Here is a 13,274-nt window from a genome sequence, read left to right on the forward strand (position 1 = left end):
CTAGTATAAGAAGGGCCCTGCTATGCAGGGTTTTTTTTCTTTGTGTGCTTTTCATTTAAAAAGTGAAATGGTACAGTAAAAGAAAGAGGAGGAAAAGATATGATTCAACGCTTTATAGAACTTGGAGAAGGCTACTCTGATTTATATGAATTACTTGAAATTGCCAAAACAAATCAAGAACGTATAGCACATATGTTACAATTTGAAACAATAAAAAACGATAAAAAAGTATGTTCGCTTGTTGTAATATTAAAACCAACTACTACTGGTGATTTCCAACCATTATACATATGTCGTGAAGGCATTCCTGTATTTGAAAATAAAAAAAGTAAACGTGTCATTTTATTTGAAGAAACGGCAGAACAACTCGGAAAAAAAGTGGCTACCTTTACTGTAAAACCATCTACAACTTTCCCAGAAAAAGAACTATTTTTTAATCATTTAATTGGTATTTTACGAATGAACAATTTCATTCCTCCGATGAAATAACACGTTATTTCAAGTGAAAAATCCCCGGCTAAATTTAGCCGGGGATTTTTTCTATTAGCTATAATCGTATTCTTTTGCTCGATCAGGACGGGAATTTTCAAATTCCGTTTTTAAATACGGGCGATACGACTGTTCTATCTTTTTCACAAAAGGAAGTTTGTTCAACTTATGCATCATATGCTCAATTTGTTCCATATCACAATATACTACAGCATATTTTAATCGTTTTGATATGTAATGTATGTTACCATATTTCCTTAAAATCTTGGCATGTTTCAATGAATGTAAATAAACAATCATACTTTGTCGTTGCCCGAACATAATCTTCTCCATCTTCTCCTTTTAAAAACATATATTTTATATTCTATGAAAACCAATCAGAAATTTATAACATTACAGGACAAACTCTGTATACGTTTTCTTCCAACTTCTAAAAAACGGGGTACATCACCCCGTTTTTTTACAACCACAACCTCCGCCAGTACCACAACCTCCACCACAGCCACCAGCATCAAAGAATGGATTTCCTGTTGGCACTTTAATGGAAGAAGACACTTCCGAACCGATTGCTACACTAACTTCGTCTAATAACTTCTGCAAAGCAGTTTCTGCTCTTTTAAAAGCTGCAACCTTATCATGTAAGTCCACAGAACGCTTTAATTCTCTCATTTTCATTGACACGGTAGTATAGTCAGGATGGTATTTTCCAAAACGCTGTACTTCCTCATACCGTTCTTTCATCGCTGTAAATTGCTGAATGAGCGTCTGAAGTTCCATATCTTCATGTAATTCTCTATAATACTTACGATAATCTTCTGCTATATCTGAACAGATAATCGCTTTTGCAAGCTGCTCTGCCTTATCTAATATTAATACGCTTTCTAGCGTCGCTACAATCATGAGAGACACCTCCGAGTATCCATCATACCACATTTAGATTAGAACTACTAATTGAAGTGACTTACTCAAAAGAAAGATATAATGAAACTATTTTTACACTATATCCGTACACACTTATACATTAATATGTTCCGCTATATTATATTTAAGAACATCCCACTTTCCACTATTTTGTTTCACATAACTAATACACGCATTTTTTAATGGTGTCTTAAATGTAATTTCATCTGGTTCAATGGCATGTAAAATCGCTTTTATCGCGTGTGAGTGAGCAACAATAATAATACGTTTGCCAAAATGAGTTGTCGCAACATCTTCTAAAGCAGCAAAGCAACGAGCTACAATCTCTTCATCTCGCTCCATACCTTCTACTTTACCTTCAGCAATCAACTCTCTAACAGCCGCAACCGGCTTCCCTGAAGCTTCTCCAAAATTCCGTTCAACAAATCGCTCATCTAATAAAATCGATTGTAATCCAACTGTCTTTGCAATTTCATTAGCCGTTTCTTGCGCTCTAATTAACGGGCTACTTATAATGATATCCCACGTTTCTTCTTGTAAAGCAGCTGCACTCTGACTCGCTTGCTTCTTACCAACTTCATTAAGCGGAATATCTTCTCGCCCCTGAATAATTTCTTGAAAATTCCAATCAGTTTGTCCATGTCGTACTAAACAAATTTCCGTCATGCTGCAACTCCTTTTTAAATAATCAACCTCTATTGTAACAAAAGTTCTGCATGACGGACATATTTTTCACTTCCAATTAAGTTGCATTTTGTTGCTTCATATACTGAAACATATCAATCATGATCGAAGCAACGGCCAATTGATTTTGAAACTTTTCCACTTTATCTGGTATTGTTTTTTTGAAATGTTGCATCGCCGCTAACTCAAAAGCCTCTTTTTCTTCAAGATTTCGTGTTAATTTTCTATACCAGTACGGTTGCTCTCTAATATAGCGAGATAAATCCTCATCAGCCTTTATAAACTCCATAATTTCTGCTCTCATCATCTTTCCCCCTAATCCTTTTGAAAGAAAAATGGGTTATTTTCTGAAGTACTTTGCTCTTGCTGCGTACGGTTACCTTGAAATTGCTGAATAACTTGTTGCACGCTCCCAATTGCACTCGTCACATTGGCTAAATGGTTCTGCATTTGTTCCACGTCCAACTTTTTAAAAAAAGAAAGCATTTGCCCCATCACATCAGCAGTTTTTTCCTCTTCAGTTCGATTATCTTTTTCTTTTTTATTTTCTTTTACCGAAGAAAACGCAGGCGCTCCATCCGGTCTATAAGTTGCCCATATTGGATCTTCTTCACCAAGTAAGTACCATTCTTCATAAAATTGTTGCCATGTTTTATGACCACTTCTAACCTCATGAACCATTTTAGGGTGATGGTTTACAAATTCTTTAAACTGTTGAACCGATGGATGTAACGGTCCTTTTGTTGTTGGCATAATCCTCACCTCTCCATGTATATCTACTATATAGTAAGAAAAAAAAGGCGCATGGTTCGCCTATTTTTAGACGATTCATGCACCTTTTTTTCTGCTATTTGCATACGGTCAGATTCCCACCTACAATTCAGTGAATACGAAGTAACTAATTTGGTGATGTTAACACCCCACCGCTTACAATTTCACTTTATTTTCGAATAAAGTTTTGTGTATAAAATTTATCGTATACACCCACACCTAATCCTGTAAATTGTTCATTTAATAAATTCTTTCTATGCCCCTCACTATTTAACCAACCTTGCACTGCCGCAATTCCATCACTATGTTGAGCCGCTATGTTCTCACCAGCAAGTTGAAATCCTACTTTCCCGCGCTGCAAGCGATCTCCTAGTGTACCTAATGTAGGTGAGTCATGAGAAAAATAATTATTGTCTTTCATATCTTTACTGTGACCAACAGCAACATCTGCTGTTTCCTGATCCCATGTTAATAATGGTAATTTATGACGACCTCGAATGATATTTGTTAAATCAAAAATTTGTTGCATATTCCCATTTTCTACTTGTTTTATTTTTTCTGGAGTCAATGGTTGTTCTGCTATTAATTCACCTGAATAAACGAGCTGATACGGTCTTTGGCGTAATAAAGTTTCATCATCCATATAACGAACACCAACAAGCTCATGTGTAAATTGATCAAAATACAATTGCGCCCATCCATCTTCTACAGGTATTAACGGTTGTTCCATGACTTCGGTATCAGATAGCTCAAATTGATAACTATTTTTCCCTCTTTTTAATGAAATTTCATGCGAAAGCGGACTTTTTTTATATACTTCTTCATATTTTTCATTTATATAATAAGGTGGAACCTTAACTTGTTCACCAGCTGCGTATGCCGTTACAACTTTACGTTCAGAAACTCCAAATTGAACATACTGAGTTAAATCCTGGTTGTATACCCACCATTCATATCCGTATGCAGATGGCTCTATTCGAGAGGGTTCTCCCCACTTCGCTAATAAGTTTTCAGAGTCTTCACCAATCATATTTAAAACAGTGTCTGAGGAGTCTTCCTTAATTTGCTTTTTCTTTTTCACAATTTTATTTTCTTGCTTTGATTGAGATGGGGTTAATATATATTGTGAAACGAGTAATTTCCCGTATAAATCAACAGCTAAAATTAAAAATGTAATCATTACGATACGCAATAATTTCTTCAAACGATATACCTCCTGAACAAAACATAAAATTGAGATATACACAAATCCTTTTCTTTCTTTTTGTGTGTACCGTACTCTTTTCACTATATCATATTTTTGTGAAAAAAGTCTGGATTATCCCTTTTCTCTCAATATGAATTGCACTTTCTTATTATTCATACTATTATAAAAATAATGGTGTAACATTAAAAAAGGAGGTATTATATGCAATTTACAAATACGCAATTTAATGGAGCCGTCGTTGAATTAACTCTTTTAACTGAAATCATGGAAAACAACCACTTCGTACTTGCCGGACAGTGGGATTATGAGCGAGTTACATACGATTATAAATTTGAAATATTAAAGGATGTTTATTATTTACGAGTGCAAGGAGTTGCTGTTGAAGGTGACATTGGCAGTAGACACGCTGAAGTAAAACTACTTCCCCCCTTATTAGGAAAACATTATTATCCTCACGGCGTTGAATATGGTGATGATGAGACTTTCCCAACGAATGTACTTCAAAAAAGCGAACAACTCCTACAAAATGTCGAAAAAGAGTTAAAAGAATTTCAAATTATTGATTAACAAAAACAAGCGCATCAATATGATGCGCTTGTTTTATTTCCCTTCCCTAAGAATGAATCGTTTTTTTTACTGGATATCCATAAATAGATCCATCTTTTACTTTAATCTCATCTTCCCAAGGAACCTTATATTTACCTTCAGCTAAATCTTTTACAAACGTATATGGATTTTCTTTCACCCCACCAGGAGTTGCTACATATCCTCTTGAACCTAGATTATATATATTATTTTCCAATCCCCATCCTAATCTAGCCTGATCTGCTAGTTCTGGATATACTTCAGCAGTAACAATCTCCCAAGGATTTCGATGTCCCTGTACTAAAGTAGTCCCATCAAAATTACATACTTGTCCTTCACCAAAGTAATAAAATACGCCATCATAACCCGCTAAGTTTACCGACAATGTATACATTAAATTCTGCCATGCATTTGAACGATTGGTTAGCATCCATTGTTCACTAACTTGTGTACTATATCCAGAAATACGAATTAAGACATTTGCACCTTTATAGGCCGCTTCACGAGCTACTTCAGGGAACATGCCATCATGACAAATACAAACAGCTAATTTACTTCCTCCAGGTCCATCACAAACAGGTAAGCCTAAATCTCCAGCTTTCCAAGGCTCGACTGGCACCCAAGGATTTAGCTTACGATACTTCAAAATCATTTCACCTTGTGGATCAATAATAACTGCTGTATTATATGGCTCTCCACCATCAGGATTTTTCTCCATTATTGAAAAAACACCATATACTTTAGATTCTTTACATGCCTCAGCAAATAAGTCTGTTTCTGGCCCAGGCACTGTGCATAAAAATTCTTCTGTAGTCCATTTTTTTGTATTGAGCCCTTGTGTACTATATTCAGGAAATACTATCAATTCTAAACCAGGGTAACCTGATTTGGTCGAATGAATTGTTTTTATGATTTGTTGAATTTGTTTATCAATGTCTGCACGCGATTCTACTACTGGTACTGGATATTGAATTAGTGCTGTCAAAAAACCACTAATCGGCTTTACCATACTTCCACTACTACCCATTTAAACTCCCCCTTAAAATAGTTCGTGTTTATTAAAGATAACAATATATATTTGTAACTCTCTAAAAAACTTGCACTACATATGGAATTATTACGCATGAAAGCTAGTAGTAAATTTTATCTCCACTTTTAGTACACGCCTACACTAACTTAACATAAAAAATTAGAAAATTCAATCTTTTTAAGGTAGCTAAAACTAAAAAGAAAAAGCGCATGGAATCCCATACACTTTTTTTACTTAGTCTGTAAATACGGCGGCAATTGTTGCAACTGCTCCTTATCCTTTTCACGTTCTCTACGTGCCCATCTAAAGAATACATAGCCTATAATTGTACCGTACACTATTTCCTGGACAATTTTCATTATGATACCACCAGTTTGCTGGTCTTGTACGACTGGCATCCAGTGCAAAAATTCTGGTCCCGTTATATTTAAATCTGATAAAGTGCCCGCTGGTACACATAGTTCCATCGCTTTCATCCAAGCAGCCGGATCCGTATACGTTGCAAATAACGGGGCTGTCGCAAAAATGATTAACGCACAAGCAGGCGTTAATAATATGCCATTAGCAAACATATAACCAAGTTTCTTTATATCACTTAATGTTTGATATTCTGGTAATGGATTTAACATCGGCCACCACATCATGATTGCTGTAAAAAACAATATAGCGAGACAAATAGGATGAGCTATTTGACTTTGTTTTACCGTATCAAAAACAACTGGTAAATGATAAAAAGAAAACAGGCCGTTAAATACAAATAACGCAATAAGTGGTTTAGCAAATGCCTTTAATATAATTTGAACAAACTTAAAAGAAGTAATGTAACGATATAACCAAATTGGTATACCAAGCAACAGTAACGGTGGAACTGCAATATACATGACTGCCATTTCAAACATATGAGCACTAAATATAATATGGCCAATTAAATCAATAGGCCCTCCCTTTACAAAATACAAAAGAACAATACCAGTCGTAAAATAAAAAATTTGCTTCTTACTTACCTTCGTCGCATTTTCAAATCGCATTCTATATGGCCCAATAATTAAGAAGTACCCAATAAGAATCGAAAGCATAAATAATAAAAAGATTGGACTCCATAAAGCCTGAAAACCAAATATCCACAAGTTACTCATTTTCACACCTACCTTCGTAGGTTATCTCATAATATGAAGAGGGAGCTGTGACAACACAAGCTCCCTTATTTTTCACTTTTCAAATCCACACGATTGTCATAAAAGCTAAAATTGTAATTAACCCTATTAGCAGACCAGAGTAAAGAAAGAAACTTGCTGCTTCATGTCCTTTATGACTCATATGCATAAAATAACACAATTGAAAAATTACTTGTACCACTGCTAATAGTAAAATAAACGGTACAGAGAAAATCGGACTAAAAGTTTTTGGATACGCCACCGCTACAAATGCAACTAATGTTAAAAAAATCATTAATGCAAACGTAATAACTTGATGCCTCATTTCCTCCGCACTTTTTCTCTTCCGATAAACAAGATCAACTTTAGGATTATTCGTTTGCTTTATCGCCATTGTTTATCCCACCATTCCCATTAAATATACTACAGTGAAAATAAACACCCAAACTACGTCAATAAAGTGCCAATAAATCGATGCAACATAAAACTTCGGTGCATTGTATAAATTTAGACCTCTCTTCGCATTTCTAAAGATTAATGTTAGAATCCAACATAACCCAAACAATACGTGGAGTCCATGTGTACCAACAAGAGCATAAAACGCATAGCCAAACGCACTACTTCTCATAGTATGCTTAAATTCATGTGTATAATGATAAAACTCATATATCTCAAACCCTAAAAACCCTAAACCTAGCAATACTGTTACTAGTAACCAAAGCTGCATTTTCTTAAAGTTAAAGTTTTTCATGTGATACATCGCATATACACTCGTTAAGCTACTCGTTAATAAAAGCATCGTCATAATGAAAACGAGTGGCATTTGGAACATCTCTTGAGATGTTGGTCCACCATTTGTAGAATTCTTTAACGCTAAATATGTTCCGAATAAGGAAGCGAACAACACTGTTTCGCCTCCAAGAAATAACCAAAAACCGACAAACTTATTTTTCCCTTCAAGGGTTGCTTTTTCAGGCTCTGCTGGAAATGTTTCATTCGTTAATTTTTCATCTACATGCATTATGCCTTGCCCCCCTTATCCTCTAAATCTTCTTTATGAATATGATACCCATGATCATCAATTACTGAACGTAGGAACATTGCGCCAAATGTAATGATTAAACCAATAATTGCTACTAATAACCAGAACTTATCTTTTCCGCCCTGCATATACATCGCACCAAATGCCGCTATAAACAATCCGAAAGAAATGACAAATGGTGAAAACGAAGGATTTGGCATATGAATATCACCAACTGGTTCCGCTGCTGTCATCTCTTTATTACCTTCACGTTTTTCAATCCAAAACGGATCTAATCCGCGAACAAATGGTAATTGTTTAAAGTTATATTCTGGTGTCGGTGCTGGCATTGTCCATTCTAATGTACGTGCATCCCACGGATCACGACCAGCTTTTTCTTTTGATACTGTCGTTTTAATTACATTGAATAGAAGAACAATCGTTCCAAGAGCCATAAACACCGCTCCGATGGAACTAATCATATTCCCCATTTCCAACCCTTGCCCTTCAAGATATGTGTAGTAACGGCGTGGCATACCAATCAAGCCAAGGAAATGCTGAATAAAGAACGTTAAATGGAAGCCGATAAAGAATAGCCAGAACGTTATCTTTCCTAATGTTTCATTTAATACTTTATTAAACATCAGTGGCCAATAATAATGAGCTCCTGCAAGTAAACCAAATACAACACCGCCAACGATTACATAATGAAAATGCGCTACTACGAAATAGTTATCATGAAATTGATAATCAGCTGGTGCAGATGCTAGCATAACCCCTGTAACTCCACCCATTACGAATGATGGAATGAAAGCTACTGCCCACATCATTGGTGTCGTAAAACGAATACTTCCGCCCCACATTGTAAAGAGCCAGTTGAATATTTTGATACCAGTTGGAACCGCAATCGCCATTGTTGCGACCGAGAAAATAGCATTAGCAACTGGACCAAGTCCAACAGTAAACATATGGTGCGCCCATACCATAAATCCTAAAAATCCAATTAATACAGTCGCAAACACCATCGATGAATAACCAAACAATCGTTTTTTCGAAAATGTCGCGAAGATTTCTGAGAATATTCCGAAAGCTGGGAGTATAAGAATGTATACTTCTGGATGACCGAAAATCCAGAATAAATGCTCCCATATAATTGTATTCCCGCCCAATGCCGGATTAAAGAAACTTGTTCCAAATAAACGATCTAACATTAAAAGTCCTAATCCTACAGTTAACGGTGGAAAAGCGAATAATATAAGCGAAGATGTTACAAATGTCGTCCATGTAAACATCGGCATACGCATGTACGTCATTCCTGGCGCCCGCATATTAATAATGGTTACAAGGAAGTTAATACCTCCAATTAATGTACCAATACCTGAGATTTGCAAGCCGAGTACATAGAAATCAACACCATGACCTTTAGAGGCTAAAGCTAAAGATGCATAAGACGTCCATCCTGCATCAGGTGCTCCACCTAAAAACCAACTTAAATTTAAAAATACTCCACCAAAGAAAAATAACCAAAATCCGAGTGAATTCAAAAACGGGAACGCTACATCACGTGCACCAATTTGAAGTGGTACAGCGGCGTTCATAAATGCAAACACGAGTGGCATAGCTGCGAGGAAAATCATTGTTGTACCGTGCATCGTTAATACTTGATTATAAGCATCCCCAACAAGAAAAGCGTTGTTAGGAATCGCTAATTGAAGGCGAATAAATAGAGCTTCTATTCCGCCTATTACAAAAAACAATCCACCTGCAATTAAATAGAGAATGGCAATCTTTTTATGGTCTACTGTCGTTAAATAATCCCATATGACAGCACCCATCCCCTGTTTTTTTGCTACAGAACTCACGTTTTCAACCTCCCCTTCGCGAATAATCCCTCTTTACTTTTCAACTTTTAACGTTTGTAAGTATGCATTTAATGCATCAATTTGATCATCCGTTAAGTTGCCATATTTGCCAGTCATTTTGTTTCCTGGCTTCATATTTTCAGGATCTTTCAGCCATTTTTTTAAGTTTTCTTCATTGTTTTCGGCAATACCGGCAACCATATCGCGATCCGCAAAGTTTGCTAAGTTTGGTGCGATACGAGCGGAAGGTGGTCTACTATCATTAGATCCAACTGCATGACAACCAATACAGCTTTTATTAAATATTTCTTGGCCCTCTTGCGCCTTTGTTGAAGCTACTTCTTTCTTCCCATCAATCTTCTTCATATCAGCAAGCCATTTTTTGTACTCGCTTTCATCTAAAGCTTTCACTTTAAATTGCATTAAAGAATGTGATGGGCCGCAAAATTCTGTACAAAAACCATTATAAGTGCCCGATTTATCTGCCTTTAACCACATTTTGTTCACATTGTCTGTATTTGTATCCATTTTCCCTGCTAAAGATGGAACCCAAAATGAGTGTTTAATATCGGCACCCTTCAAATTTAAATACACTTTCTTACCTGTGGGGATGACCAAATCTTGCGAAGTTACTATCTTTTCTGATTTATAAGAAAATTCCCACCAATAAAGATTCGCTGTTACATCAACAACGATAGTATCTTTATCAATATTCTTTTTCTCCATCGCACTTACATCAGCAAGTTTGAATGTATATGTAACTGTTGGAACAGCTAAGATTAGTAAAAGAATAATCGGAATAACTGTCCATATAATTTCTAGCTTGTGATTCCCTTCAACTTGCTCTGGAATATAATCTTCCTGACCTTTCTTTTGTCGGAAACGCACAATTACATATAAGAAAATAATAGTAACTACTAGTACTACTCCTACCATGATTGCACTCGCCAGTAGAAGTAAATCATATTGCATTTTTGCTACTTCTCCTTGCGGAATTAAAGTAGATTGAAAGGCTTTACCGCATCCCCCTAACAGTAAAGCCAGCAGTGAAACGAACGAAAGCAGTCGCCACTGTTTCTTCATACAAACAACCCCCACTTTCCTTGTGAATTAGATTGTACTTTATAGTTAAGTAAAGTAAATCTCAACGTAAAGAAATCCAATTATGTCGTTGTCTTAGAAGAATGTAACTACAATCATTGATACAAATAAGATTGTTAAATAATTTAGGGAATAAACAAACATTTGCACGGACCATTTGATGTCATCTTTCTTACGGAAGCCATAAAATCCTAAAACGATCCATCCGATGTTAAGCAGTGTTGCAATTACCATAAATGTTATCCCTAGTCCACTCATATAAAATGGTAGTGGTAATAAACATACTGTCCAAATCATAATTTGGCGTTTCGTAATTTCAAATCCATGAACTACAGGAAGCATTGGAATTCCTGCATTTCGATATTCATCAACACGTTTCATTGCTAATGCAAGGAAATGTGGGATTTGCCAAATAAACATAATTAAAAATAACATCCAAGCAATTGGATGGCCTAAAGATGGATCGATTGCTGCCCATCCAATTAAAGGAGGAACTGCACCAGATATACTACCTACAACAGTATTTAGTGTATACTTTCTCTTTGTCCATAAACTATATAGAACAACATATGTGAAAGCACCAATAAATCCCATTAAGACTGCCATTGGTGTTGTTAATAATAAAAATACAAAACCAAGAAGTAATATGACTAGTCCAAATGTAAGTGCAAATCCTGGTTTATACTTTCCAGTAACCGTTGGACGGGTCTTTGTTCTTTCCATTAATGGATCGATGTCTCGATCAATGTAGTTGTTTAAACAACATACCCCTGCCATAACTAATCCAGAACCAACGATTGTAAAGAATAACTTATCCAGATTGTCCATTACACTTAATCCATTAAAGTGTAATGCCAACCAAAATCCTGTAAATACAGTAAGTGTATTTGAGTTTACAATCCCCATTTTAACGAGTGCTTTTAAATCTTGTAACCGAGTTGTTTCCGGTACACTTGTAACAGCGGACTCATCATGCAGCTCACTTGTTGCATGGTTCATCACTCTAACCCCCTCTTAAAACTTTCATCTTTCTTTTTGCGCATATTTCAAATGAAATAATTCGCTTCTATATAGCAATATTATTACAGTAGAAACATTGTTAACCCATTCTACTACTAATCTACGCCCATACTCCAATATATTAAATCATATTTCCCGAACATTTTGTGAAGAAAACATGAACTTTTTGTGTCGAATATAAAAAAACTTCATTCTGACTTGTCCTTATCATAACATGATGTTACCTTCTATAATAAACTATTTTGTCTTATTTAACACGTATTCTCCCCATTTCTTTTCAAAATAGCCTATTTTTCACCTAAAATTTTCCTTATGAACCCTGTTTTTACACCTATTTTCTCCCCCTTTCCTTCCCCCTCCATTTCTTTGCTATTTTATTATTTTTTATATATCATAGGAACTAGCGCGTTTTATTCTATACATAATGGAATGAAAATATTTCGCAATAACTTCATAGCAGAAAGATGGTGAAAGAGATTGCAACGCTTTATTAAATGGTTAGCAGTCATTACAAGCCTTGATTTATTAATAGTTTTATTAGGAGGCGCTTTAGTTACAAAAACAGGTTCTGGTCAAGGTTGTGGTAAATCATGGCCACTTTGTAACGGTGAATTTGTTCCATCTAATTTATCAATGGAAACTATTATTGAACTTAGCCACCGATTAACATCCGGATCAGCTGGAATTCTTGTCACTCTCCTTTGTATTTTGTCCTGGAAATATTATAAACATGTGCGTGAAACAAAAACGTTAGCAATTTTATCCTTCGTATTTTTAGTTGCACAAGCATTAATGGGAGCAGCAGCAGTTGTTTGGGGCCAAATGCCAGCTGTACTTGCTATCCACTTCGGTATTTCCTTAATTTCATTTGCTTCTGTCATTTTATTAACGTGTCTTATCTTTGAAATTGACCAAAAATTTGATGCACGTTCACTTATTATGGACAAAAAAATGAAATTTCATATTTATGGTGTAACAATTTACAGTTATATCGTCGTCTACACAGGTGCTTTAGTACGTCACGAACGAGCTAGCTTAGCCTGTCCAGACTTTCCTTTATGTAGCAAAAACAGACCTATGCCAACTCAACTACATGAATGGGTTCAAATGGGCCATAGAGTTGCAGCGATGTTAATTTTCGCTTGGATACTATACGCGATGATTCTCGCTATTCGCCATTACAAACAGCAACCTGTCGTATATTGGGGATGGATCATTTCATTTATCCTTGTTACACTTCAAGCTGTAGTAGGAGTTTTAGTTGTATTTACAAACGCTAGTTTAGCAATGGCATTGTTACATTCTCTATTCATTTCTTGCTTGTTTGCCGTACTATGCTATTTAGTTATGTTAGGAACAAGAAGTAAAGTGAATGCAAAAGAAGCCGAATTAACTTCTAAACAAACAAAATAATTTAAAACTAAAATCC

General features: G+C 35.6%; 16 protein-coding genes. 3 read left to right on the forward strand and 13 right to left on the reverse strand.

What is annotated here, in order from left to right:
- Positions 1–99 precede the first annotated feature (99 nt).
- Positions 100–489, forward strand: a complete 390-nt coding sequence (locus tag BC_RS19605) for a DUF7147 family protein (protein ID WP_000616017.1) — start codon at positions 100–102, stop codon at positions 487–489.
- Positions 490–543: 54 nt separating this feature from the next.
- Here the strand turns inward: BC_RS19605 and BC_RS19610 are convergent, their stop codons facing one another.
- From BC_RS19610 to BC_RS19635, 6 genes are all read right to left on the reverse strand, one after another.
- The gene (locus tag BC_RS19610) at positions 544–810 is read right to left on the reverse strand and encodes a YlbG family protein (protein WP_002082261.1); all 267 of its coding nucleotides are present in this window, start codon (positions 808–810) and stop codon (positions 544–546) included.
- 126 nt (positions 811–936) lie between these two features.
- Positions 937–1,389, reverse strand: a complete 453-nt coding sequence (locus BC_RS19615; protein WP_000634366.1) for a YlbF family regulator — start codon at positions 1,387–1,389, stop codon at positions 937–939.
- A gap of 114 nt (positions 1,390–1,503) precedes the next feature.
- Positions 1,504–2,076, reverse strand: a complete 573-nt coding sequence (locus BC_RS19620; RefSeq protein WP_000134946.1) for a histidine phosphatase family protein — start codon at positions 2,074–2,076, stop codon at positions 1,504–1,506.
- Between the two features lie 76 nt (positions 2,077–2,152).
- Positions 2,153–2,398, reverse strand: coding sequence for a YlbE-like family protein (locus BC_RS19625; RefSeq protein ID WP_001200987.1), 246 nt, complete (start codon positions 2,396–2,398; stop codon positions 2,153–2,155).
- Positions 2,399–2,409: 11 nt separating this feature from the next.
- A complete protein-coding gene (locus tag BC_RS19630) occupies positions 2,410–2,847 on the reverse strand; it encodes a YlbD family protein (protein ID WP_001143346.1) in 438 nt (145 codons plus the stop codon).
- Positions 2,848–3,034: 187 nt separating this feature from the next.
- Positions 3,035–4,069, reverse strand: coding sequence for a CAP domain-containing protein (locus tag BC_RS19635; protein ID WP_000735376.1), 1,035 nt, complete (start codon positions 4,067–4,069; stop codon positions 3,035–3,037).
- Between the two features lie 204 nt (positions 4,070–4,273).
- Here BC_RS19635 and BC_RS19640 point away from each other — a divergent pair, with 204 nt between their 5' ends.
- Positions 4,274–4,639 (forward strand): YugN family protein, encoded by a 366-nt coding sequence (locus BC_RS19640; protein ID WP_001160952.1) that lies wholly within the window; start codon positions 4,274–4,276, stop codon positions 4,637–4,639.
- A 46-nt stretch (positions 4,640–4,685) separates the two neighbouring features.
- On the opposite strand, the gene BC_RS19645 is transcribed toward BC_RS19640, so the two are convergent.
- The 7 genes from BC_RS19645 to ctaB form a co-directional block, all read right to left on the reverse strand.
- Positions 4,686–5,684: a formamidase gene (locus BC_RS19645; RefSeq protein WP_000535802.1), complete on the reverse strand. Its 999-nt coding sequence runs from the start codon at positions 5,682–5,684 to the stop codon at positions 4,686–4,688.
- A gap of 233 nt (positions 5,685–5,917) precedes the next feature.
- Positions 5,918–6,823, reverse strand: coding sequence for a cytochrome c oxidase assembly factor CtaG (gene ctaG, locus BC_RS19650; RefSeq protein ID WP_000069023.1), 906 nt, complete (start codon positions 6,821–6,823; stop codon positions 5,918–5,920).
- A gap of 79 nt (positions 6,824–6,902) precedes the next feature.
- Positions 6,903–7,235 carry a cytochrome c oxidase subunit IVB gene (gene ctaF / locus BC_RS19655; protein WP_000985705.1) on the reverse strand — a complete coding sequence of 111 codons (333 nt, stop codon included), beginning with the start codon at positions 7,233–7,235 and terminating at the stop codon, positions 6,903–6,905.
- 3 nt (positions 7,236–7,238) lie between these two features.
- Complete coding sequence (ctaE, locus tag BC_RS19660; protein ID WP_000557863.1) at positions 7,239–7,862, reverse strand: cytochrome c oxidase subunit III; 624 nt, start codon at positions 7,860–7,862, stop codon at positions 7,239–7,241.
- Entirely contained in the window at positions 7,862–9,697 is a 1,836-nt protein-coding gene (ctaD, locus tag BC_RS19665) for a cytochrome c oxidase subunit I (protein WP_153579316.1), read from the reverse strand. Before ctaD ends, ctaE begins: the two co-directional genes overlap by 1 nt.
- Positions 9,698–9,757: 60 nt before the next feature.
- Positions 9,758–10,807, reverse strand: coding sequence for a cytochrome c oxidase subunit II (gene coxB / locus BC_RS19670; protein WP_000745268.1), 1,050 nt, complete (start codon positions 10,805–10,807; stop codon positions 9,758–9,760).
- Positions 10,808–10,900: 93 nt separating this feature from the next.
- Complete coding sequence (ctaB, locus tag BC_RS19675; RefSeq protein ID WP_001015058.1) at positions 10,901–11,824, reverse strand: protoheme IX farnesyltransferase; 924 nt, start codon at positions 11,822–11,824, stop codon at positions 10,901–10,903.
- Positions 11,825–12,322: 498 nt separating this feature from the next.
- Here ctaB and ctaA point away from each other — a divergent pair, with 498 nt between their 5' ends.
- On the forward strand, positions 12,323–13,258 hold the full coding sequence (gene ctaA, locus BC_RS19680; protein WP_001188743.1) for a heme A synthase: 936 nt from the start codon (positions 12,323–12,325) through the stop codon (positions 13,256–13,258).
- Positions 13,259–13,274 lie beyond the last annotated feature (16 nt).

The sequence above is a fragment of the Bacillus cereus ATCC 14579 genome, from assembly GCF_000007825.1.
Lineage (GTDB): Bacteria > Bacillota > Bacilli > Bacillales > Bacillaceae_G > Bacillus_A > Bacillus_A cereus.